This window comes from Pseudomonas arsenicoxydans, from assembly GCF_006438915.1.
In the GTDB taxonomy this organism is placed as follows: domain Bacteria; phylum Pseudomonadota; class Gammaproteobacteria; order Pseudomonadales; family Pseudomonadaceae; genus Aquipseudomonas; species Aquipseudomonas arsenicoxydans_A.
In genome coordinates this window covers 150,629-174,668 of the sequence record NZ_RCZE01000015.1, presented here as the reverse complement: position 1 = coordinate 174,668, position 24,040 = coordinate 150,629, and the positions used below count along the sequence as shown (strand labels likewise).

Here is a 24,040-nt window from a genome sequence, read left to right as displayed (position 1 = left end):
CGCGATGTACATGGCCTGTTGGGTGGTGATCCGGCGACAGCCTGAGTTCAAGGCTCGGTATCAAGCATTACGCCAGAAAGGTAAATGCGCCAAAGTAGCGCTGATCGCCTGCATGCGAGTGTTGTTGATACGGCTGAATGCCATGATTCGAGAGAAAACTGAGTGGCGAGAACAGGCAGCCTAAACAGGCTGCGTGTTTTGTAAGGAATTTGCATGGCCTGGAGCCGTGGGAGTTCAGCTGTCTTCCGATAAGCCTTAAAAATAAAGTCATCAAGACAGTTGCTCCCACATTTGATCGGATTTCTCCAAGCCCACTCGGGCACCTGTGGGAGCGGGCATGCTCGCGAAGGCGTCAGCCGCAACACCGCAGAAGCTGAGGCTAAAACACAAACCGCCCATCAAACACCGGCTCATCATCCAGCGCCAACACGCCACTGGAGAAGATCAAGTCCAGATGATGGCTGCCCTTGGCGCCTCCGCCCAACCCAAGATGCAGTCCGCAATGGCGCTCCTCAAACCCGGCATTGCGCGCATACAAGGCTTTCACCCCCTCGTTGGTGCCAATCCCCAGCTCCTCAATCCTTCGATTCGATGGATTGGCCTCCAGGTATTTATTGAAGTCATGTTCCAGTCCTGGCACCTCGGTGGCGATTTTGCGGATAGTCGAGTTCTCGATCCATAACTCCAGTGGTGATTCCAATACTCCATATTTGCGGGCAAATGGAATCGTACCGAGAAAAGTCCCCATGAACTTCACCTGCCCATTAATCGCTTCGCTGTGCGTGGCGATTTCACCGGGTGCCAGATCAAAGTTGCCGACACCGTTGATGTCAGTCCACTTTTTAATGCTGTTCAGCGGAGCGTCAAACCAGGAGCCGTGTTCATCTTTGAAACTTAACGTCGTGGCCTGGGACAGGCGCTGGATCAAGTGGCTGTTCAACCCGGCAATGCGTTGCGGGGTGACGCTGAAGGTGTCGTAGAAGTAATCGCCGTAATCCTTGAACAGCAGCGACTTCTTCCAATTCTCGGCCATCACGCCTTGCAGCGCGCGGACAAATTCCGGGCCTTCGGGGCGTGGGTTGGGCAGCGTGGAGGAGTCGTAGAAAAAAATGTACAGATCGCTGTCGGTAATCGCCTGGGCCAGCAAAGCCGTGGGTTCCAGATCAAGGCGTAGCGTGTTGAAGCGGAAGGGTTGGCGCCCGCCGGCGTGTTCGGCAATGGCGCCGGTCAGCGCTTCGTAATCAGCGGTGTGGCCAAGCAAGACCTTCGCCGGGTTAATGCCGGCAAGGGCAGGGTGCTGTTCGAGGTAGTAAAGAAAATGCGTGATGGCGCGATGCTTATCCATGCTGTCCTCCGTGACGAACCGGGAAAAAGTGGCAGGCACAACCGGCCGGATTACGCCTGCCGGGAGGTCTTACAGAGGCCACATCGCCGTGCCGAACGGAACTACCGCGTCGGCTTGCATCATTTCTACGGCGGCTTCATGGGTCGGTGCTTCAAACCAATCGTCCAGTTGCAGTTCAGTTTCCAAGTCTTTATCCAGTGCTTGCATGGTGAAACTCCTTAATGACTTCTGAGTAGAAACAACTTGCCGGTCGATGCGGCTCGGCAAGTCGCTGCAAACCTAGTTGAGGGATTTTTATAATGCAAAAAAATAATCAAATAAGATTTTCACTGAACTGTTTAGTTTGTTTTTTTAATGATTATTTATTAATAGAAAACAAAAACTAACTCGGCTTTTTCCTTAGGAAGCTTCCTATCGTCAATTTGCAGTCGTCCTACAGATAAATCCGATTCGGAAAAGAATCGTTACGCCTTGTAAAGAAATGCTGACGAAATATCGCCTGAAACCCCGTCGGTTGACGCTTACGGCACGGGTGTAAGGAAAACCTGCCGAAATCAATCCGCTCAGCCATCGCCCAAGGCTCTGGCCCGCTTGTTTCAGCGGCGCAGGAAGGGTCAGATGCGCCCCATGCCTGTCGTGCAGGTGCATAACAAGAAGGAGGCGCAATGTACGCCGTGATTCAAACCCATCTCTCCCCGTGGGGCGATTTTTCATTCGTTCCCGTCGATGACCCGCAAGGGTCAGACTCTCTATTTGCAGCCGCCCGGGACACTCGGGGCGGACCCAGGCAATCCCGGCTTACAACACGCTGATCCAGCGGGTCTGGCAGCAGGGGGTTAGCGGTGTACAATGCGCCGCGTTTTACCTGTGACCTCCTGCGCAAATGCGCAAACCTCAAGGCTATCCGCCTTGTTCATTCCGCCACGCCACGAGTGTGCCGGGTTCGATTTCGTCACAGATAAAAACAAACAGGTGACGCATGAACGTTGTAACGATGCAGAACGTGAGACCCTTTTCATGAGTGGACAAAACTCGCAGTCAGGCGAGCTGAAGCGCGGCCTGAAAAATCGCCACATTCAATTGATCGCCCTTGGTGGCGCGATCGGTACCGGTTTGTTCCTCGGCTCGGCCGGGGTTCTGAAATCCGCTGGCCCGTCGATGATCCTCGGCTACGCCATCTGCGGCTTCATCGCGTTCATGATCATGCGCCAGCTCGGCGAAATGATTGTTGAAGAGCCGGTCGCCGGTTCCTTCAGCCACTTCGCGCACAAATACTGGGGTGGTTTCGCCGGCTTCCTGTCGGGCTGGAACTGCTGGATCCTGTACATCCTGGTGGGCATGTCGGAGCTGACCGCGGTCGGCAAATACATCCACTACTGGGCGCCGGACATCCCGACCTGGGTCTCGGCAGCCGGCTTCTTCGTCCTGATCAACCTGATCAACCTGGCCAACGTCAAAGTCTTTGGCGAGGCCGAGTTCTGGTTCGCGATCATCAAGGTGGTGGCCATCGTCGGCATGATTGCCCTGGGCAGCTATTTGCTGGTCAGCGGTAACGGCGGCCCGCATGCGTCGGTCAGCAACCTGTGGGCTCACGGTGGTTTCTTCCCGAACGGCGTCAGCGGTCTGGTGATGGCCATGGCGATCATCATGTTCTCCTTCGGCGGCCTGGAAATGCTCGGTTTCACCGCTGCAGAAGCCGACAAACCGAAAACCGTGATCCCGAAAGCCATCAACCAGGTGATCTACCGAATCCTGATTTTCTACATCGGCGCGTTGGTCATTCTGTTGTCGCTGACGCCATGGGACAGCCTGCTGGCGACCCTGAACGCGTCCGGTGACTCCTACAGCGGCAGCCCGTTCGTGCAAGTGTTCTCGATGCTCGGCAGCAACACCGCCGCGCATATTCTCAACTTCGTGGTACTGACCGCGGCGTTGTCGGTGTACAACAGCGGCACCTACTGCAACAGCCGCATGCTGCTGGGCATGGCCGAGCAAGGCGATGCGCCAAAGGCCTTGTCGAAGATCGACAAGCGCGGCGTGCCGGTGCGTTCGATCCTCGCTTCGGCGGCGGTCACGCTGATTGCGGTGCTGTTGAACTACCTGATCCCGCAAAACGCGTTGGAACTGTTGATGTCGCTGGTGGTTGCGACCCTGGTGATCAACTGGGCGATGATCAGCTTCTCGCACTTCAAGTTCCGTCAACACATGAACAAGACCAGGCAAACGCCGCTGTTCAAGGCGCTGTGGTACCCGTACGGGAACTACATCTGCCTGGCGTTCGTGGTGTTCATCCTGTGCGTGATGCTGCTGATTCCAGGGATCCAGATCTCGGTGTACGCGATTCCGGTGTGGGTCGTGTTCATGTGGATCTGCTACGGCATCAAGAACAAGCGCAGTGCGCAGCATGCGTTGCAGGCTTCAGTGAAGTAACGCCGTACGCAGAAACAACAAACCCGGCCACTGTGCCGGGTTTGTTGTTTTCAGTTTCACACAAGCCCCCTGTAGGAGCATTGCACCGGTCCATTCGCGGTATCCTGCGCACTCTGAATTCGGACGCTTTTCCATGCTGGTGATTTCCAACAACGTTCATCTGCCAGATGCCGAGATCGAGTTGACAGCCATTCGCGCGCAAGGCGCCGGGGGGCAGAACGTCAACAAGGTCTCCAGCGCCATGCACTTGCGCTTCGACATTCCGGCCTCGTCCTTGCCTGAGTTCTACAAGGAGCGATTGCTTGCGCTGCGTGACAGTCGCATCACCAGCGAAGGTGTGTTGATCATCAAGGCCCAGCAATACCGCACGCAGGAGGCTAATCGCGCCGACGCGCTGGAGCGCTTGACCGAGCTGATCCTCAGCGCGACCAAGGTCGAAAAGAAGCGTCGCCCGACCAAGCCAACGCTGGGTTCAAAAAAGCGTCGACTGGAATCCAAGACCAAGCGCGGCAGCATCAAGGCCGGGCGCGGCAAGGTCGATTTTTAGCGGGATTCCCGCGCCTCGCGTTGCTTGGGGGCTTGCCGGTACAAGTAAACGCTCAATGCCAAACCGCTCAGCGCGGCAATGGCAGCGAACAGGAATATCGACGCAAAACCAAACCCGGCCGCAATGGCACCGGCCAACGGCCCGGTAATCCCCAGCGACAAATCAATGAACAGCGAATACGCCCCAACTGCCGCGCCACGACTGGATGCGGGTACAAGGTTGACCGCCTCCACGCCGAGCGCCGGAAACACCAGCGAAAATCCGAAACCGCTCAGCGCCGCACCGGCCAATGCCCAATGGGCATCAGGCGCCAGCCACAACATCAGCAACCCCAAAGTTTCCACGGACAGGCAGGCAATCGCCACACGGAATCCGCCGAGGCGGTTGATCAGGTTGCCAAACAGCAGGCGCGCACCGATGAAGCTGGCGCCGAACAAACTCAGGCACAACACCGCGTTGTCCCAGTGTTGAGTGGCGTAGTACAAGGTAATGAAGGTGGCGATGGTGCCGAAACCGATGGAGCCCAGCGCCAGGCCGCAACCGTGTGGCAGCACCCGACCCAGTACATGCATGAACGGCAGGCGTTCACCGACCACAATCGGCGCGGCGGTTTTTGGCCACGCCAGTGCCAGTCCCAGCACGGCCAGCAACACGATGCTCACGCCCATGCTCCACAAACCCAATTGATGAACCAGCAGCACCCCCAGCGGCGCGCCGACGGCCAGTGCGCCGTAGCTGGCGATGCCGTTCCAGGAAATCACCTTGGCGGTGTTCGCCGCGCCGACCCGGCCGATACCCCACCCAATCGATCCCGAGCCAACCAGGCTTTCCGCGCTGCCGAGAACAAGACGACCGATCAACAGGCTGATCAGACTGACTGTCGGCACGCTTTGCGTCCAGGCCGATACCAGCATGAACACACCACTCAAACCGCAACCGGCCAGACCGTACATCACCGCCAGTTTGCTGCCCTTGTTGTCGATGATTTTTCCGGCATAAGGCCGACTGAGCAGGGTGGCGAGGTATTGCACGCTGATCACCAGACCGGCGATGACCGCGCCGAAACCCAGGTCGCTGTGAACGTAACCGGGCAATACGGCCAGGGGAATGCCGATATTCAGGTAGCCGATGAAGGTAAACAGAACGATGGAAACGACTTGCAGCGTGACCGCCAGGGGGCGCTGGTTTTCAGACATGGGTAAAGATCCACGGGGAAAGCAGGATAGATAGGCTGCTTATGATAACGGCGCGAGTGCTCGCGGGTCGTGGAAAAAGTAAAACTATTTGCCGGGCGGCGTGGATCAGGGCTTGGCGGGGGCAACCAGTTGCGTCGTGACCAGGGCAGCCAGCGCGTTTTCCTGGGTGCCGAAGCGGGCGAGCAGGGCGGCTTGTTTTTCGGGGGAGAGGCGGTTCCAGATGTCGATCATCTTCTCGGCGGTGCCGATCAGGACGCTGGCCTGGGTCTCATTAAATTCGTCGGTCATGGTGTGTAGCTCAAGGGTTCAGGCGGTGTGGAAAGCGCATGTTAGCGCTTTCCACACGGTCTGGCATTGCAGGTGTTTCAGTCTTCGCTGTCGGCCTGGCGGCGTTCAGTGGCTTCTTTCGGCTCGGGCTGTTGGGCGCCGGCTTGTTGCGTGGTTGTCTGCTCAGTTTCGTGCAGGCTTGGGAAGGGGAGATTAGGGATCTCGTGCATGGTTCGCGCTCCTCGCAAAGTCTGTTGATAGATCTGGTAGATCCGCGCTTATACAAAGCTTGGGCAGGATACAGCACTGAAAATGACAAATAGACTTTTATATCCATTTGTTTCGACGGATGGGATTGTCTAGACAGGTCTGCAGCAGTGACACAAATCAAATGTGGGAGCGGGCTTGCTCGCGAAAGCGGTGGATCAGTCAATGTTGATGTCGACTGATACACCGCCTTCGCGAGCAAGCCCGCTCCCACATTTAATGGTGTGAAGGCTGGGGTTATTTGCAGACGTCAGCAATCGCCTCAGCCAGCAAATCCAGGCGCGTCGCATCAATCCCCGCCACGTTGGCCCGGCCGGAGTTGACCATGTACACGCTGTGATGATCGCGCAGCTGTTTAACCTGCGCCGCCGTCAAACCGGTGTACGAGAACATCCCGCGTTGCACACCAATGTGCGCAAAGCGCTCCCGCAAACCATAGGGTTCCAGCGCTTCAACCAGGCCACTGCGCAATTGCGCGATGCGCAAACGCATGGCTTCCACTTCGTCGGCCCAGAGGCTTTTCAGGTCCGGGTCGCCAAGAATCGTTGCGACCACGGCAGCACCGTGATCCGGCGGCGTTGACCACAGGTTGCGGGCGATGTTGGCCAGCTGGCTGCGGATGTCCACCAGCTTGTCAGCGGTTTTCGCGCAAACAATCAACGCGCCGGTGCGGTCGCGGTACAAGCCGAAATTCTTCGAGCAGGAACTGGTGATCAGCACTTCCGGCAGCGCGTCGGCGAACAGACGGGTCGACCAGGCATCCTGTTCCAGGCCATCGCCGAAGCCCTGGTAAGCGAAGTCGATCAGCGGCACCAGATCGCGACTGCGCACCACGTCCAGCACTCGGCGCCAGTCGTCATGGGACAGATCGAACCCGGTCGGGTTGTGGCAGCAGGCGTGCAGCAACACCACGTCGCCCTTCGGCGCTTCGCTCAGTACCGCGAGCATCGCGTCGACGTCGAGGCGGTTGTCGCTGCCCACGTACGGGTAATGACTGACCTTGACCCCGGCGGCCGCGAAAATCGTCTCGTGGATCGGCCAGGTCGGGTTGCTCAACCACACGCCACGGCCCGGCAGGCACTGGGCGATGAAGTCTGCACCCAAGCGCAATGCGCCGGTGCCGCCCGGTGTCTGGGTCGCCCCGGCGCGTTGCCCGGCGATCAGCGCGGAGTCCGCACCGAGCACCAGCTCACTGATGGCTTTGCCGAAGGCCGGTTCGCCGTGACCACCGATGTAGGTCTTGGTGGTCTGGCGATCCACCAGACGCTGCTCAGCCAGCTTCACCGACTGTGGAATCGGCGTCAGGCCCTGGGCGTCTTTATAGACGCCCACGCCGAGGTCGAATTTGCGCGGGTTCGGATCCTGCGCATAGGCTTCCATCAAGCCGAGAATCGGATCACCGGGAACTCGACCTATGGCGTCGAAATGCATTATTTGCGGCCCTCGGCGTTCTTGGCCACTTCGTCAGTGCGTGCGGCCATGATGAAGTCGTTGCGGTGCAGGCCCTTGATGGAATGGCTCCACCAGGTCACGGTGACTTTGCCCCATTCGGTCAGCAGGCCCGGGTGGTGACCTTCAGCCTCGGAGATTTCACCGACAGCGTTGGTGAACGCCAGTGCGTGTTTGAAGTTTTTGAACAGGAACAGCTTTTCCAGCTGCATCACGCCGTCGCGGACTTCGATGTTCCAGTCCGGGATCTGCTTGATCAGGATCGGCAACTCTTCGTCGCTGACCTGAGGGGCATCGGCTTGGCAGGCTTCGCAGTGGGCTTGGTTCAATGTGGACATGTTGAATTCCTGAAATCGAATAATTGGAAATCGGCCGTCAGTGACACCACGCTAAACCAAAGCGTCGGTTCCTGACAGGCTCACGTGTTTCTAAAAGCAGCGGATCACGCAGCCTTTGGCGGAAATTTCGGGGTGTGCAAGCCCAGCTGCATGCCTTGTTTGACCATGCTCATGATGTCTTCATGGGCCACATCAAACAGACGCTTGAGGTTCGGCAGGACAAAGTACAGCGGCTGCAGGATGTCAATGCGATACGGCGTGCGCATACATTCCAGCGGATCGAACGCCTGGTGTTCAGGTTCGTTCGACAGGCAGTAAACGGTTTCTTTTGGAGAGGAAAGAATGCCGCCGCCGTAAATCCGCAGGCCATCAGCGGTATCGACCAGGCCGAACTCGATGGTCATCCAGTACAGGCGCGCCAGGTACACGCGTTCTTCCTTGGTCGCTTGCAGGCCAAGTTTGCCGTAAGTGTGGGTGAATTCAGCAAACCAGGGATTGGTCAGCAGCGGACAGTGGCCAAAGATCTCGTGGAAAATGTCCGGCTCTTGCAGGTAATCCAGCTCTTCACGGGTACGAATAAACGTCGCCACCGGAAACTGTTTGTTTGCCAGCAATTCGAAAAACGTCTGGAAGGGGATCAGCGCCGGGACTCGGGCCACTTGCCAACCGGTGGTTTCACCGAGGACTTTGTTGATTTCACCGAGTTGCGGAATGCGGTCGTGGGGCAGACCGAGTTTTTCGATACCGTCCAGGTATTCCTGGCACGCACGGCCCTCGATCACTTTCAGCTGACGAGTGATCAGCGTGTTCCACACCGCATGTTCTTCAGCGGGGTAGTCGATAAAACCTTGCGCGTCGGGCTCGCGAGCCACGTACTGCGTCTGCTTCATGCTGCTCTCCTGCGAGGGGATTCGTTCTTGTTATGTGCTGCTATGGACCTAGAAATACTCCAAGGCGTGCGGCGTTGCAGCAGGTGTTCGGCGCTCGATGTAGGAAAAATCGCCGTGTTTCGTAAAGAATTCGTTACGGATTGGCCGCTATGGCGCAGCTATTGAGATTTGCGGGTTTGAAATGGTGTCCGGGTGTCACATAATCTTGACGACTAACTTGACCTCTGCGCAGAAAAATCCTTGCGTGGGGCCTCGATTCCCCTTTCTTCGGGCCTTTATATGCGTATCAAAGTCCACTGCCAGAACCGCATCGGTATCCTGCGCGACATTCTTAACTTGCTGGTGGAATACGGGATCAACGTTGCCCGTGGCGAGGTCGGTGGAGAGCATGGCAACGCGATCTACCTGCATTGCCCGAACCTGATCAACATTCAGTTCCAGGCCCTGCGTCCGAAATTCGAATCGATTGCCGGGGTATTCGGCGTCAAGCGTGTAGGACTGATGCCCAGCGAACGTCGGCATATGGAGCTGAATGCCTTGCTTGGCGCCTTGGAGTTTCCAGTGTTGTCGATCGACATGGGCGGCTCCATCGTTGCGGCCAACCGGGCGGCGGCGCAGTTGCTCGGGGTGCGGGTGGATGAAGTGCCGGGAATTCCGCTGTCGCGTTATGCCGAGGATTTTGATTTGCCGGAACTGGTGCGTGCCAACAAGTCGCGCATCAACGGACTGCGGGTCAAGGTCAAGGGTGACGTGTTTCTGGCCGACATCGCGCCATTGCAATCGGAGCATGACGACAGCGAAGCCATGGCCGGCGCGGTCCTGACGCTGCACCGCGCCGACCGGGTGGGGGAGCGCATCTACAACGTGCGCAAACAGGAACTGCGTGGGTTCGACAGTATCTTCCAAAGCTCGAAAGTCATGGCCGCGGTGGTGCGCGAAGCCCGGCGTATGGCACCGCTGGATGCGCCGCTATTGATAGAAGGCGAAACCGGCACCGGCAAAGAGTTGTTGGCGCGAGCCTGTCACCTGGCCAGCCCACGCGGGCAATCTCCATTAATGGCGCTGAACTGCGCCGGTCTGCCGGAATCGATGGCCGAGACCGAATTGTTTGGCTACGGCCCCGGCGCCTTCGAAGGCGCACGCGCCGAAGGCAAGCTCGGGCTGCTGGAACTGACGGCGGGCGGTACGCTGTTTCTGGATGGCGTCGGGGAAATGAGCCCGCGCTTGCAGGTGAAATTGCTGCGCTTTTTGCAGGACGGTTGCTTCCGCCGCGTAGGCAGTGATGAAGAGGTGTATCTGGATGTGCGGGTAATCTGCGCCACCCAGGTGGATTTGTCGGAGCTGTGCGCCCGCGGTGAGTTTCGCCAGGATTTGTATCACCGCTTGAACGTGCTGTCGCTGCACATCCCGCCACTGCGCGAATGCCTCGACGGTTTGACGCCGCTGGTGGAGCACTTCCTCGACCAGGCCAGTCGGCAGATCGGTTGCCCATTGCCCAAACTGGCGCCGGCGGCGATGGAGCGGCTCAGTCATTACCATTGGCCAGGCAACGTTCGTCAGTTGGAAAACGTGTTGTTCCAGGCGGTTTCGCTGTGTGAGGGCGGGACGGTCAAGGTTGAACATATTCGTCTGCCGGATTACGGCGTGCGTCAGCCACTTGGCGATTTCTCGCTGGAGGGCGGGCTGGATGCGATTGTCGGGCGCTTCGAGAAAGCGGTGCTGGAGCGGTTGTATTCCGAGCATCCGAGCAGTCGGCAACTGGGCAAGCGGTTGGGGGTTTCGCATACGACCATTGCCAACAAGTTGCGTGAGTACGATGTCGGCAAAGAACCCGGCGCATAAGCAGTGGTCATGACCAGTTTGTGGCGAGGGAGCTTGCTCCCGCTCGGGCGCGAAGCGGCCGCATAACCATCCAATGCTTCCTGTCTGCCAGAACTCGGTTGTCCTTTTGGGGTTGCTTCGCAGCCCAACGGGAGCAAGCTCCCTCGCCACAGGTTGCCAAGCGCCAGTCATGAAGGCCGACACTTGCCACCCACCGGCATAACACCGCCGGTTTTTCGACTTTGACACAATCCCCCATTCCCCTCTGAAACCCCTCAAGTCCTTTGTTTGCCGGGCCCGGCGCCGCCAAAAGAAAGTTGGTCTGCAAATTGCTTAACGCTCATCAGTACAGCGGTGGGCGGCAAACGTCCGGCATGCAGAGGAAAGAGTGTGGACAAGTACCTTTATGTGGCAATGACCGGCGCCAGCCAGAATGCACTGGCGCAGAAGGCTCATGCCAACAACCTGGCAAACATCTCCACCAACGGTTTTCAGAAGGACCTGGAACAGGCCCGTTCGATGCCGGTGTTTGGTGACAGCTTTCCGGCACGTGCGTTTGCAATGACTGAACGCCCGGCCACCGACTTCTCCCCTGGTTCGCTGGTCGAGACCGGTCGTGACCTCGACGTCGCGGTGCAAGGCAACGGCTGGATTGCCGTGCAGACTCCCGATGGCGCTGAAAGCTACGTGCGCACCGGCAGCCTGAACGTGGATGCCCTCGGCGTTCTGCGTGCCGGCAACGGCATGCCCGTGATGGGCAATGGCGGTCCGATCGCCGTGCCGCCCGAGCAGCAGATCGAAGTCGGCGAAGACGGCACCATCAGCATTCGAGCGATGGGCGAAGGCCCGCGCGTGATGGCTGAGGTCGACCGCATCAAGCTGGTCAACCCTGACCTCAAGAACATGACCAAAGGCCTGGATGGTTCGATCCACACCAAGGACGGCAAGCCGGCGCAAGCCGACTCCGGCGTCAAACTGGTGTCCGGGTTCCTCGAGTCGAGCAACGTCAACGCCGTGGAAGAAATGACCTCGGTGCTGGCTCTGTCGAAGCAGTTCGAACTGCACATCAAGATGATGAACACCGCCAAAGACGATGACCAGGCCATGGCTCGGGTCTTGCAGATCAGCTAATTATCAGAACGTCGCGCCGTAAAACAGGCGCACGAGGAGAATCGAATGCTTCCGGCTCTATGGGTTGCCAAAACAGGTCTGTCCGCCCAGGACACCAACCTGACCACTATTTCCAACAACCTGGCCAACGTGTCGACCACGGGTTTCAAACGTGACCGCGCCGAGTTCCAGGACTTGCTCTATCAGATCAAACGCCAGCCAGGCGCCCAGTCGACCCAAGACAGCGAACTGCCGTCGGGTCTGCAAGTGGGTACCGGTGTGCGCATCGTCGGCACCCAGAAAAACTTCACCGCCGGTAGCCTGCAAACCACCGAGCAGCCACTTGACCTGGCAGTCGACGGTCGCGGTTTCTTCCAGATCCTGCAGCCGGACGGCACCACGTCTTACACTCGTGACGGTACCTTCCACCTCGACTCCAACGGTCAGGTTGTCAACGCCAGCGGCTTCGCCCTGGAACCGGCCATTGTGATTCCCAACAACGCGCAGACCTTCACGGTCGGTCGCGACGGCACCGTGTCCATCACCGTTCCGGGTAACCCGGCCAACCAGGTGATCGGCAACCTGCAAACCGCCGACTTCATCAACCCGGCCGGCCTGCAGGCCGTGGGTAACAACCTGTTCCTGGAAACCGCCGCATCCGGTGCGCCGCAAGTCGGTACCCCGGGCCTGAATGGCTTCGGCACCACGCTGCAGAACACCCTGGAAACGTCCAACGTCAGCACCGTTGAAGAGATGGTCAACATGATCACCACTCAGCGCGCCTACGAGATGAACTCCAAGGTGATCTCCACCGCCGACCAGATGCTCTCGTTCGTAACGCAGAATCTGTAATCAAGTCTATGAGGCGACCATGAGGTCGCCTGCAACACCGTGAGGTAGGGTCATGAATCGCTTTGTATCTGTTCTGGCACTGAGTGGGGCTGTTGTGCTCGCAGGCTGCGTCCCCACGACGCCCAAGCCCAATGACCCGTATTACGCGCCGGTGTTGCCGCGTACGCCGTTGCCGGCTGCCGCGAACAATGGCTCGATTTATCAGGCCGGTTTTGAACAGAACCTGTACGGCGACCGCAAGGCGTTCCGGGTCGGTGACATCATCACCATCACCCTGAACGAGAAGACCCAGGCGAGCAAAAACGCCAACTCGCAGATTGGCAAGAACAGCAAGGCCAGCATCGGCCTGACGTCGCTGTTCGGTTCCACGCCCAGCGTCAACGACCCGTTTGGCAGTGGTGACCTGAGTCTGAACGCTGCCTATGAAGGCGACCGCGCGACCAAGGGCGACAGCAAAGCGGCGCAGGGCAACACCCTCGTCGGCTCGATCACCGTCACCGTGGCTGATGTGCTGCCCAACGGCATCATCGCGGTACGTGGCGAGAAGTGGATGACCCTCAACACTGGCGACGAGCTGGTGCGGATTGCCGGTCTGGTGCGCGCCGATGACATCGCCACCGACAACACCGTGTCGTCGACCCGTGTCGCCGATGCACGCATCACCTACTCGGGCACCGGTTCGTTTGCCGATGCGAGTCAGCCAGGCTGGTTCGACCGTTTCTTCCTCAGCCCGCTGTTCCCTTTCTAGGTGGCCAGTTTGAATCTTAAACACCTCATGGTGGCCGCCCTGATGCTGTCCGCCGCGTTCAGCGCGCAGGCCGAGCGGCTGAAGGATATCGCCAGTATTTCCGGCGTACGTTCCAACCAATTGATCGGCTACGGCCTGGTGGTCGGGCTTAACGGCACCGGTGACCAGACGACGCAAACGCCTTTCACCCTGCAGACTTTTAACAACATGCTCTCGCAGTTCGGCATCAAGGTACCGCCGGGTTCGGGTAACGTGCAGTTGAAGAACGTTGCTGCGGTGTCGATCAGTGCGGACCTGCCGGCGTTTGCCAAGCCGGGTCAACAGATCGACATCACCGTTTCCTCCATTGGTAACTCCAAGAGCCTGCGCGGCGGCACCTTGCTGCTGACGCCGCTCAAAGGTATCGATGGCAATGTCTATGCGGTCGCTCAGGGCAACCTCGTGGTGGGTGGTTTTGATGCGGAAGGTCGTGACGGTTCGAAGATCACCGTCAACGTTCCGTCGGCCGGTCGTATCCCCGGCGGTGCGTCGGTGGAGCGTTCGGTGCCGAGTGGTTTCAATCAGGGTAATAGCCTGACGCTGAACCTCAACCGTTCGGACTTCACCACCGCCAAGCGCATCGTCGACAAGATCAACAACATGCTCGGCCCGGGCGTCGCCCAGGCCATTGATGGCGGCTCGGTTCGCGTGAGCGCACCCCTCGATCCAAGTCAGCGCGTCGAATACCTGTCGATCCTGGAAAACCTTGAGGTCGACCCGGGTCAGGCGGTGGCGAAAGTCATCATCAACTCGCGCACCGGCACCATCGTGATCGGCCAGAACGTCAAGGTGTCACCAGCCGCCGTGACCCACGGCAGCCTGACCGTGACCATCACCGAAGACCCGATCGTCAGCCAGCCGGGCCCTCTGTCCAATGGTCAGACGGCCGTCGTGCCGCGCTCGCGGGTTAACGCGCAACAAGAAGCCAAACCAATGTTCAAGTTCGGCCCGGGCACCACCCTCGACGAGATCGTCCGAGCGGTGAACCAGGTCGGCGCAGCACCGGGTGACTTGATGGCGATCCTCGAAGCACTGAAACAGGCTGGCGCGTTGCAAGCCGACCTGATCGTGATCTGAGGACGGCTGTCATGGATATGCGCAAGAGCGGTCTGGTCAGTAGCAGCGACTCCGGTTCTTATTCGGACTTGAATCGCTTGAACCAGCTCAAGGTGGGCGACAAGAACAGCGACGGCAACATGCGCAAAGTGGCGCAGGAGTTCGAATCGCTGTTCCTCGGTGAGATGCTCAAGTCCATGCGTTCGGCCACCGAGGCGCTGGGCAAGGACAACCCGCTCAACACGCCGGCGGCCAAGCAGTACCAGGAAATGTACGACCAGCAGTTGGCCATTTCCATGTCCCGCGAAGGCGGTGGCATTGGTCTGGCGGACGTGCTGATGCGGCAGATGTCGAAGAACAAACCGCTCGCGCCGGGCGAGGCGGCGGCCATGTCCGCGGCCAAGCAGGAAGCGGCGAAAGCCGCCGTGCCAACGCCGATTGCGGCCGGTACCGTGGCCACTGACGGCCCGCTGTCGCGGCTCAATGGTCAGCGTCCGTTGTGGGCGTCGCGTTCGGTGAAAGCGCCGGCAGGCGAGGGCACGCATCACAATGATATGGAGATGATCAACCAGCGCCGTCTGGCCTTGCCGCCGAAACTGGCGGATCGCTTGCTCGCCGGTCTGGTGCCTTCAGCCACCACGACTGCCGCTGCGACGCCGAACAAAACCCTGTTGCCTGAACGCGCTACGACGACGGCCACGGCCGGTGCCGGCCCGCTGTTCAACGGCGATTGGCTGGCCTCGCAAACGGACAATAAGTCCCGCGGGCAGATGCAGATTTACGGCCGTGCGATGGCGCAGATTCCTCTCGCGCCGCCGAAGAAAGCCTTCAGCTCCGCCGACGAATTCGTCAACACCATGCTGCCGATGGCCAAGGAAGCCGCCGAGCGCATTGGCGTCGATCCGCGTTACCTGGTGGCCCAGGCTGCACTGGAAACCGGTTGGGGTAAATCGGTCATGCGTGCCCAGGATGGCAGCAGCAGCCACAACCTGTTCGGCATCAAGGCCGGCACCAGTTGGAAGGGTGATTCGGCGCGAGCAATCACCAGCGAATTCAGGAATGGCGAGATGGTCAAGGAGACGGCCGAGTTCCGTTCCTACGACTCGTACAAAGACAGCTTCCATGACCTCGTGACTTTGCTGCAAACCAATAATCGCTATCAAGATGTTGTGAAGTCGGCCGATAACCCAGAACAGTTTGTTAGAGAGTTGCAGAAAGCCGGGTATGCAACCGACCCGGATTACGCAAGCAAGATCTCGCAGATAGCCAAGCAGATGACGAGTTATCAAAACTACGCTGCGACGGGCGCTTCCACCACGCCGCTATAGGCACAAGGCATAAGGTCTGAACCATGAGTTTGCTCAATATCGGGATGTCGGGTCTGGCCGCTGGCCAATCCTCGTTGATGACTACCGGCAATAACATTGCCAACGCCGACACCGCCGGTTATTCACGCCAGCAAACCGTGCAGGGCACCAAAGCCTCGAATCAGTTCGGCAACGTCTACATCGGCACCGGCACGACCCTGGCCGATGTGCGTCGCGTCTACAACAGCTACCTCGATGCGCAATTGCAGACCACCACTTCGCTCAATAGCGATGCGGCCGCCTACGCCGGGCAGATCAGCCCGCTCGACGCCTTGCTGTCGGACAGCGGCACCGGCCTCAACGGCGCACTGACCAAGTTCTTCGCCTCGGTGCAGAACGTCAACGCCAAGCCGGGTGACGATGCGTCCCGTCAATTGCTGCTCAGCGATGCCCAGGCCTTGAGCAACCGCTTCAACTCAGTGTCCGCCCAGTTGACCGCGCAGAACGCGAACATCAACGGCAACCTGACGAACATGGCCGATCAGGTCAACAAACTGGCCGCCACCGTGGCGCAGTTGAACCAGAAGATTTCCGAAGTTTCCAAGGCCGGCGGCATGCCGAACGAGCTGCTGGATGCGCGTAACGAAACCGTGCGTCAGCTCTCCACCTTCACCGGCGCGCAAGTCATCGAGCGCGACGGTAACCTTGATGTGTACCTGGGCAGCGGCCAGCCGCTGGTCATGGGCGGCACCGCCAGCACCCTGCAAGTGGTGCCGAGCCTGGCCGATCCGTCGCGCATGGGCATTCAGCTCAACCGTGGTTCGAGCACCGTCGACATTACTTCGGTAATGACCGGTGGCGAGATGGGCGGTCTGCTTCGCTATCGCAGCACCGTGCTGGACCCGGCCATGAACGAACTGGGGCGCGTGGCCCTGGTTGTTGCCGACCAGATGAACAGCCTTCAGGCTCAGGGCATCGACAAGAACGGTGCGTTCGGCTCCAACCTGTTCAACAGTGTCAACAGCGCCGCACAGATGGCCGACCGCAGTGTCGCCACCGTCGGCAACAGCGCCGGTTCCGGCAACTTTGATGTCAGCATCGAAGACAGCGGCAAGCTGACCATCAACGATTACAAAGTCACCTTCACCAGCGCCACCAACTACACCGTGCAGCGCCTGCCGGACGGTACTTCGATGGGGGGGCCGTTCAACACCGCCACCACGCCTGCGCCAGTGATCGACGGTTTCTCGTTGAAGCTCAGCGGCGGTACGGCTGCCGCCGGTGACACCTTCAAGATCACGCCGACCCGCAACGCGGCGACGAACATCAAGACCGAGATGACCGACTCCAAGCGTCTGGCGATCGCGGCACCGTTGAGCGCGGCGATTGCGCCGGGCGGCAGCGGCACCCTGACCATCTCGTCCAGCGGTCAGCCAACCCTGACCACGAAGTTCGACATCTACGACACGGCCACGACTGCCCTTATCCAGACCGGCATGAGCACCTCCATGCCAGTCAAAGTGGTGTTCGGTGCCGCAGCGGCCGACGGTTCCAGCCAGCCTTACCAGTTGCTCGATGCCAAAGGCGTGCAGATCAGCACTGGCACCATCAAGCCGAACCAGAACAACACGATGAGCCTGACCGTGCCTCTCAAGGACGGCACGGGTGCGCCGATCATGGACCCGGGCCCGCCCGCCGTGCAGCGTACCGTCAGCTTCGACATGACCGTGGCCGGCTCGCCAGGCACGGGCACTGCGATCGATATCAACATCGCGCAGCCAGGCACCCTGGACAACCGTAACGGCACCGCACTGGCCGGCTTGCAGACCAAGCAAGTAGTGGACACCGGCACCGCCAGCAAGGGCATTTCCCTGACCGACGCCTACGGCAAACTGGTTGAAGGTGTTGGCGCCAAGGCGGCCCAGGGCAAGCTCGACAGCGCGGCGACCGGCGCGATTCTGGACAACGCCAAGAATGCCCGCGACTCGCTGTCCGGTGTCGACCTCGATGAGGAAACCGGCAACCTGGTGAAGTACCAGCAGTACTACACCGCCTCTTCGCAGATCATCAAGGCTGCGCAAGAAATCTTCAGCACACTGATCAACAGTCTTTAAGGAGTCGTAGCCCATGCGCATTTCTACCGCCCAGTTTTACGAGTCCTCTGCTGCCAACTATCAGAAGAACTTTTCCAACGTGGTCAAGAGCAGCGAAGAGGCGAGCAGCCTGGTTCGCGTCAACACCGCGGCCGATGATCCGGTCGGTGCTTCGCGCCTGCTGCAATTGGGTCAACAGGCTTCGATGCTTGATCAGTACAAAGCCAACACCAACACCCTCAAGGCGACCCTGGGCCAGACCGAGTCGGTCATGACCAGCATCACCAACGTGCTGCAGCGCGCCCAGGAACTGGCCATCGGTGCCGGCAACGCCGGTTACACCGACGCCGACCGTCAGGCCAACGCTTCGGAGCTGGGCGAGATCGAAGGTCAGTTGCTGAGCCTGATGAACAGCAAGGACGAGAACGGCAAGTACATCTTCGCCGGTTCCAAGGGCGACACCGTTCCGTTCACGCAAAATGCCGACGGCACCTACAGCTACAACGGTGACCAGGTGACACTCGATCTGGCGGTCGGCGACACCATGTCGATGGCCACCAACAGCACCGGTTGGGAAGTGTTCCAGCAGGCGATCAACACCAGCCGCAGCCAGGTCACCATGACCGCACCGGCGGTGGATGACGGTCGCGTGGTCCTGTCCAACGGTCAGGTGTCGTCGAGCGTGACCTACAACAACAAGTTCCGCGCAGGCGAGCCGTACACCGTCGATTTCGTCAGCGGCACCCAGTTGAAAATCACCGATTCGGGCGGCAACGACGTGACCGCCGAAGCGAGCCAGGGCGGTGCGTTCGACCCAACCACCAAAACCGGCCAGACCGTGTCGTTCCGTGGTGTCGACCTGAACCTGAACATCAACCTGGCGGCCGGTGATACCGCTGCCACCGTGTTGCCGGGCCACACCTTTACCCTGGCGGCCAAGCCTGACACCTTTACGGCGACCCGCAGCCCGGGCAACCCGACCGCGACTCAGGTCACTGCCAGCAACATCACCAACCCGGCGAATTACCACGCCAGTTTCCCGACCGGTTCGGCGGTGATGAAGTTCACCAGCGCCACCGCGTTCGACCTGTATGCCGCACCGTTGACGCCTAACAGCCAGCCTGTGTCTTCCGGCACTGTGGTTGCTGGTGTCGCCACCGCCTCGGGCGTGAGCTTCACCCTGGCCGGTACGCCGGGCGCGGGCGATCAGTTCAGCGTGGCCGTGAATACTCACGAAACCCAGAACATTCTGGACACCGTGAACCAGCTGAAAACCGCACTGAACACGCCAATCGCTGGCAACCCGATCGCAATCCAGAAGTTTCAGGCAGCACTGGCCTCGGGTATCGGCAACCTGGCGAGCGGCGCCGATCAGCTGTCGACCTCTCTGAGTTCGGTGGGCGGTCGCGGTTCAGCCCTGGACACCCAGAGCGAAACCAACCAGAGCCTGGTCCTGGCCAACACGCAGACCCAGTCGGCAATCCGCGATTCCGATCCGGCCGAAGTGATGACCCGCCTGACCTTGCAGCAAACCATGTTGCAAGCGTCGCAACTGGCCTTCAGCAAGATTGCTCAGCTGGGCTTGTTCAACAAGATCTGAGTCTGTGTCTGTCGAGCTACCAACCGTCTTTTCCTAAGCGGTTCCGCAGCCTCTGCCTGAAAGGGCAGAGGCTCGCCGCTCGAGAGTTCTGTCGTGAATCAACGCCCTCTAGTCAGCATCGTCATCCCCGCCTTCAACCCGCGCTTCTTCAGTCAGGCGCTGGAAAGCTCGCTCGCTCAAAGCTATGAGAACGTTGAAATCGTCATCTGTGACGATTCGTCCTCCGACGAGATCCACAAGATCGTCAAGTCGTTTGCCGACCCTGCGCACCCAGTTCGTTACCTGCGTAACCCCAAGCGTCTGGGCCTGTCAAAAAACGTGCTGCGTTGCGTCAACGAAGCACGCGGCGAGTTCATCAAAGTGTTGTGCGATGACGACCGGCTGTTCACGCCGAGCATCGCGATGCAAGCCCAGGCGCTGATCGACTATCCCGAGGCCACGCTGGTATGCGGCCTGCGCATGATGAGCGACGCGAACAATTTCATCTTGCCGCCACGCATCGATAACTGCCGTTTTTCGCCCCTTGATGCGTTGCTCAAGGGCGATGACATGCTGGCGATTTTCGAGAACACGCCGAAGAACTTCATCGGCAACTTCAGCTCGACCCTGATGCGCCGCGCCGATGTCCTCGAGTTGTTGCCGGCACTGACTCAGGAAGGTACCGGCTTTGTCGCGATGCTCGATTTCGCCTTGTTCGTGTGCCTGTTGCGCCGTGGCAACATGGCGGTGCTGAACACGGTGCTGAGCACCGAACGCCTGTACCCGGAACGCCTGAGCAAGACCACGGAAATGACCCGGGCCGCCGTGCAGGAATGGGAATGGCTGATGCAAATGCTGACCTCGCGCGGTGGCGAATCGGCCCCTGCGTCAGGGTGGGTGCGCTGCGTCGAACTGAGAAAGGCCCTTGAAGAGCCGCGCCAGTGGGAAGAGTTGTGCGTGGTGCGCGTGCTCGGCAGCCGCAACACCGTGGTCAACGGCCGCGTGGGCGGAAACAGCGACAGCTATGCCGAGTTCTATCGCGAGTGGTTGGCAAGCCGCCAATTCACTCCGGCGGAAACCCGGCACATGCCGGGAACGATCAGCCGCTGGGCCGTGCGCCCGAACCTGGTGCCGATCATCATCGACACCGAGTCTGACAGCGTCGCCCTGAACGCCACGCTGGCCAGCCTTGCCACGCAACTGTATGCCCCGCAAGCGCTGGTGGTGCTGTCCAACGCAGACTGCGATGGCGCCGATAACGTGCTGCAATTGCCGCTTCAGGACAACTGGGCGCACCAACTCAATGGCGTGATACCGCAACTGGAAGGCGCGCATTGGTTCTACCTGCTGCGCGCAGGCGACACCTTGCGCGAGTCGTCGTTGCTGGTGCTGGCCGAGCGCATTGCCGGCACGCCGGGCATGCTCTGCGCCTACAGCGATGAAGGCGCACTGGTGGAAGGTGAGTCCGCCGAGCCGGTGTTCAAGCCTGGCTTCAACCTCGACCTCATGCGCTCCTACCCCTACGTCGGCCGGACCCTCGCATTCGAGCGTCAGCGCTTTTTGGCGGTGGGCGGTTTCGATTCGGCTCACGGCGAATTGGCCCCGCATGATCTGCTCTGGCGTCTGGCGGAAGAAGCCGGGTTGCACACCATCGAGCACATCGCCGAGATTCAGGTGGAGTCGACGCAGACCTACGCCGATTGGCTGTCGTTGCCTGAGGTGATCGAGGGCAGCGAAGCGGTGGTCAGCGCGCACCTCGACCGCATCGGTCTGGAACACCGGATTCGCGATGGTGAGTTGCCGCTGCTCAAGCGTATCGACTATCTGCACGCACACCGGCCGGTGGTCTCGATCATCATAGGCGCGGGCACCTCGCTGGGCGCTTTGCAGCGCTGCACCGAAAGCCTGATCGAGCAGACCTCGTACACCGAGTACGAAATCCTGATTGTCGATGAAGGACGCGGTGATGCGGCGATGGCCGAATGGTTGGGCGCGATGTCTCAGCTGGGCGCCGCCATGCTGCGCGTCCTGCGTTTTGACGGGCGTACCGGCGAGGCCGCGCTGGTCAACTTCGCGGCTAGCCACGCGCGGGGCGAGTATCTGTTGATGCTCAGCCCGCGCAGTGTGATTTACGCGGGCGACTGGCTGGCCGAAATGCTCAATCATGCTCAGCGTCCGGAAGTCGGCGTGGTCGGCGCACGGCAGATGAACGCCAACGGCGCGATTGTTTCCGCCGGTTTGATCCTGGGCATGGCCGGACCTGCAACTTCGCCGTTTCTCGGCGAGCACGTCAGTTCGCGTGGCTACATGCAGCGCCTGCAAGTGGCGCAGAACTGGAGCGCGGTCAGCAGCGATTGCCTGATGGTGCGAAAAGAGGTTTTCGACAGCCTCGGTCAGCTGGATGAGACTCAATTCAACTTCGGGCTCGGGGGTGTTGACCTGTGCCTGAAGGCGGATAAAAACGGTTACCTGATCGTCTGGACGCCGTTCGCGACCGTGATGATCGGCGAAGACAGTGCGCCAGCCCTGACGCAGGTCGATGTGCAGGCGCAGCAGGCCGAGCAGGAAAGCTTCTACCTGAAGTGGCTGCCGAAGATTTCCCGTGACCCGGCGTACAACCCGGCGCTGACACTCGGGGTCGCGAGCTTCAGCCTGGAGCCTTCGCTGCGTCACAACTGGAATCCGTTCTGCCATCGCGATCTGCCGCTGATCCTCGGCCTGCCGGTCAACGAATCGGCGATCGGGCATTACCGCGTGACCGCGCCGCTGGCGGAGCTTGAGGCGGCCGGCCGGGTCATTTCTCGGGTGGCCTACGAGTCGCCATCGACGGTGGAAATCGAGCGCCTGTCGCCGGACACCATTATTTTGCAGGGGCGCTACAGCGAAGGTTCGGCGGCCGACATTCTGCGGATGAAGAAGTACTCCAATGCGCTGCGGATTTTCGAGCTGGATGACTACATTGTCAGCACGCCGAAAAAGAACAGCCACGCGCGTAACAAGCCGGCCAACACTGAGCAGATGTTGCGTGAGGGTATTGGTCTGTGTGATCGGGTGGTGGTGACTACTCAGGCGTTGGCTGATGTGTTGTCGAGCATGCACAGCGAGATTCGTGTGGTGCCCAATATGTTGCCACCGGAGCCGTGGGCGACGTTGACCAGTCAGCGCCGTACCTCGAAAAAGCCGCGGGTTGGCTGGGGTGGTGGTACGAGTCATACCGGCGACCTGGAGATCATCGCCGACGTGGTTCGTGAGTTGGCGAACGAGGTGGATTGGGTGTTCTTTGGCATGTGTCCGGAGGCTTTGCGTCCATACATTCATGAGTTCCATGGCACGATCGATCTGCAAAGTTATCCGTACAAGCTGGCGAGCCTGAATCTTGATTTGGCGTTGGCGCCGTTGGAGTTTCATATCTTCAACGACTGCAAGAGTAATTTGCGGTTGCTGGAGTATGGGGCTTGTGGGTATCCGGTGATCTGTACGGATACTCGTGCGTATGACGGGTTTCTGCCTTGCACCAAGATTCTGAGCAATAGCACGGAGGAGTGGTTGCAGGCGATTCGCATGCACCTGGCGGATCCGGATGCGAGTTATCGCATGGGGGATCAACTGCGTGAGGCGGTGCATCGGGATTTCATGTTGCGCGGGGATAATCTTCAGCACTGGTTGTGGGGGTGGTTGCCGGACTGACTTGGGTTTGGGCTGGTGTACATATCCGTTTCTTCGGTAACGGCTACTTCAGGTTCCACCCTTACGGCGGGTCACTTTGAAAAGCGCAAAGTAACCAAACGCTTTCGCCCCTGACGTCCGGTGCCTCGCCTAGGCTCGGCATACCCTCGCTCCGGTCCTGCTCCGTGGGCCCGCCGCCATCGGCCATCCATGGCCGGGGGCGGCTAACCCGGCATCCATGCCGGGTTGCCCACTGCGCAGAACCTCCACTCGGCCTCCCGACGGGGCAGATCAAAATCAAAAGCTGCAGGCGAGCTAACGCTCGGCCTGATGAGTGGTGGGAAGCCAAAGCGTATGCCTGTGCGACTCACTTGCCTGCGATGGCGGCCTGACAACCGACCAATTTCTTGCAAATACATATCATTTTTGTGGGAGCGGGCCTGCCAGCGAAGGCGGCCTGTCAGCAAACCAATCCATCAGGGATGCACCCTGTCCAAATGTGGGAGCGGGCTTGCTCGCGAAGCTGTTGATCTTGCCGTTGCCGTTGCAGTTGCTTCGGCTTTTGATCTTGATCCTGATCTTGATCTGTTGCCCCTTTCCCAGAGGCCGAACGCAGGCGTTGCGTAGGGGGCACCGCGGCAAGGATGCCGCGGTAGCCGCCCCCGGCCATGGATGGCCGATGGCGGCGGGCCCCCGGAGCAATGCCGGAGTGAGGGCATGCCGAGCCACAGCGAGGCACCGAATGGAGGGGCAAAGCCTTTTGCTTACTTTTCGGCGTTTGGAAAAGTGAGTCGCTGTAAGAGCGAAACCGCCAGCAGCCGTTACCGCAGAAATGGATATGTACGCAAATCCCTAACCACAACACCCACTCCCCATCAGTCGCCGACCCCTAGCAATTGGCTCACTTCCTGCAAGTCCCCCACATATCGCCATAAATCCTTCACCTCAACAGGCGTGAAGGCCCCACTGGCTGCGGGTTAATGATGTGCATCTGACGGTTCGCCAACCCTGACGGGGCTGGCCAAACCGCGCGAAGAGCA

The 24,040-nt window shown here is 59.6% G+C and carries 19 protein-coding genes and 1 pseudogene; 12 read left to right on the top strand and 8 right to left on the bottom strand.

The genetic code is table 11. From position 1 onward, the window contains the following. Window positions 1–184, top strand: a pseudogene (locus tag EAH78_RS32485) (IS110 family transposase); the annotation flags it as partial. A 195-nt stretch (window positions 185–379) separates the two neighbouring features. On the opposite strand, the gene EAH78_RS27385 reads toward EAH78_RS32485, so the two are convergent. Then, entirely contained in the window at window positions 380–1,345 is a 966-nt protein-coding gene (locus tag EAH78_RS27385; RefSeq protein WP_140670827.1) for a leucyl aminopeptidase, read from the bottom strand. Window positions 1,346–1,414: 69 nt separating this feature from the next. Then, window positions 1,415–1,552: a hypothetical protein gene (locus EAH78_RS32380; RefSeq protein WP_170219177.1), complete on the bottom strand. Its 138-nt coding sequence runs from the start codon at window positions 1,550–1,552 to the stop codon at window positions 1,415–1,417. Between the two features lie 810 nt (window positions 1,553–2,362). Here EAH78_RS32380 and EAH78_RS27380 point away from each other — a divergent pair. Then, on the top strand, window positions 2,363–3,775 hold the full coding sequence (locus tag EAH78_RS27380; RefSeq protein ID WP_140670825.1) for an amino acid permease: 1,413 nt from the start codon (window positions 2,363–2,365) through the stop codon (window positions 3,773–3,775). Between the two features lie 133 nt (window positions 3,776–3,908). Beyond that, window positions 3,909–4,322 carry an alternative ribosome rescue aminoacyl-tRNA hydrolase ArfB gene (arfB, locus tag EAH78_RS27375; RefSeq protein WP_007902485.1) on the top strand — a complete coding sequence of 138 codons (414 nt, stop codon included), beginning with the start codon at window positions 3,909–3,911 and terminating at the stop codon, window positions 4,320–4,322. Here arfB and EAH78_RS27370 read toward each other — a convergent pair. The 6 genes from EAH78_RS27370 to phhA form a co-directional block, all read right to left on the bottom strand. Beyond that, the gene (locus EAH78_RS27370) at window positions 4,319–5,518 is read right to left on the bottom strand and encodes an MFS transporter (protein WP_140670823.1); all 1,200 of its coding nucleotides are present in this window, start codon (window positions 5,516–5,518) and stop codon (window positions 4,319–4,321) included. The two genes, arfB and EAH78_RS27370, sit on opposite strands and share 4 nt — an antisense overlap. A 105-nt stretch (window positions 5,519–5,623) precedes the next feature. Then, window positions 5,624–5,806 (bottom strand): hypothetical protein, encoded by a 183-nt coding sequence (locus EAH78_RS27365; protein ID WP_140670821.1) that lies wholly within the window; start codon window positions 5,804–5,806, stop codon window positions 5,624–5,626. A 77-nt stretch (window positions 5,807–5,883) separates the two neighbouring features. Continuing rightward, window positions 5,884–6,015 (bottom strand): hypothetical protein, encoded by a 132-nt coding sequence (locus EAH78_RS33085; protein ID WP_010461912.1) that lies wholly within the window; start codon window positions 6,013–6,015, stop codon window positions 5,884–5,886. 274 nt (window positions 6,016–6,289) lie between these two features. After that, the gene (locus tag EAH78_RS27355; RefSeq protein WP_140670819.1) at window positions 6,290–7,483 is read right to left on the bottom strand and encodes an amino acid aminotransferase; all 1,194 of its coding nucleotides are present in this window, start codon (window positions 7,481–7,483) and stop codon (window positions 6,290–6,292) included. Continuing rightward, window positions 7,483–7,839 (bottom strand): 4a-hydroxytetrahydrobiopterin dehydratase, encoded by a 357-nt coding sequence (locus EAH78_RS27350; protein ID WP_140670817.1) that lies wholly within the window; start codon window positions 7,837–7,839, stop codon window positions 7,483–7,485. The genes EAH78_RS27355 and EAH78_RS27350 overlap by 1 nt, the downstream gene beginning before the upstream one ends. 104 nt (window positions 7,840–7,943) lie before the next feature. Then, window positions 7,944–8,729, bottom strand: coding sequence for a phenylalanine 4-monooxygenase (phhA, locus tag EAH78_RS27345; RefSeq protein ID WP_140670815.1), 786 nt, complete (start codon window positions 8,727–8,729; stop codon window positions 7,944–7,946). Between the two features lie 279 nt (window positions 8,730–9,008). Between phhA and EAH78_RS27340 the strand changes: the two genes are divergently transcribed. From EAH78_RS27340 to EAH78_RS27300, 9 genes are all read left to right on the top strand, one after another. Beyond that, window positions 9,009–10,571: a sigma-54-dependent transcriptional regulator gene (locus EAH78_RS27340; protein ID WP_140670813.1), complete on the top strand. Its 1,563-nt coding sequence runs from the start codon at window positions 9,009–9,011 to the stop codon at window positions 10,569–10,571. 369 nt (window positions 10,572–10,940) lie between these two features. After that, on the top strand, window positions 10,941–11,681 hold the full coding sequence (locus EAH78_RS27335; RefSeq protein WP_140670811.1) for a flagellar basal body rod protein FlgF: 741 nt from the start codon (window positions 10,941–10,943) through the stop codon (window positions 11,679–11,681). A 45-nt stretch (window positions 11,682–11,726) separates the two neighbouring features. Beyond that, entirely contained in the window at window positions 11,727–12,512 is a 786-nt protein-coding gene (gene flgG, locus EAH78_RS27330) for a flagellar basal-body rod protein FlgG (RefSeq protein ID WP_123434011.1), read from the top strand. Window positions 12,513–12,564: 52 nt separating this feature from the next. Further along, the gene (gene flgH, locus EAH78_RS27325; RefSeq protein ID WP_140670809.1) at window positions 12,565–13,260 is read left to right on the top strand and encodes a flagellar basal body L-ring protein FlgH; all 696 of its coding nucleotides are present in this window, start codon (window positions 12,565–12,567) and stop codon (window positions 13,258–13,260) included. A 27-nt stretch (window positions 13,261–13,287) separates the two neighbouring features. After that, window positions 13,288–14,376 carry a flagellar basal body P-ring protein FlgI gene (locus tag EAH78_RS27320; protein ID WP_140670835.1) on the top strand — a complete coding sequence of 363 codons (1,089 nt, stop codon included), beginning with the start codon at window positions 13,288–13,290 and terminating at the stop codon, window positions 14,374–14,376. Between the two features lie 11 nt (window positions 14,377–14,387). Then, the gene (flgJ, locus tag EAH78_RS27315; RefSeq protein WP_140670807.1) at window positions 14,388–15,683 is read left to right on the top strand and encodes a flagellar assembly peptidoglycan hydrolase FlgJ; all 1,296 of its coding nucleotides are present in this window, start codon (window positions 14,388–14,390) and stop codon (window positions 15,681–15,683) included. A 23-nt stretch (window positions 15,684–15,706) separates the two neighbouring features. Further along, the gene (flgK, locus tag EAH78_RS27310; RefSeq protein WP_140670804.1) at window positions 15,707–17,776 is read left to right on the top strand and encodes a flagellar hook-associated protein FlgK; all 2,070 of its coding nucleotides are present in this window, start codon (window positions 15,707–15,709) and stop codon (window positions 17,774–17,776) included. A gap of 13 nt (window positions 17,777–17,789) precedes the next feature. Continuing rightward, window positions 17,790–19,355: a flagellar hook-associated protein 3 gene (locus tag EAH78_RS27305; RefSeq protein WP_140670802.1), complete on the top strand. Its 1,566-nt coding sequence runs from the start codon at window positions 17,790–17,792 to the stop codon at window positions 19,353–19,355. Between the two features lie 93 nt (window positions 19,356–19,448). Continuing rightward, entirely contained in the window at window positions 19,449–23,021 is a 3,573-nt protein-coding gene (locus EAH78_RS27300) for a glycosyltransferase (RefSeq protein WP_140670799.1), read from the top strand. Window positions 23,022–24,040: the final 1,019 nt, after the last annotated feature.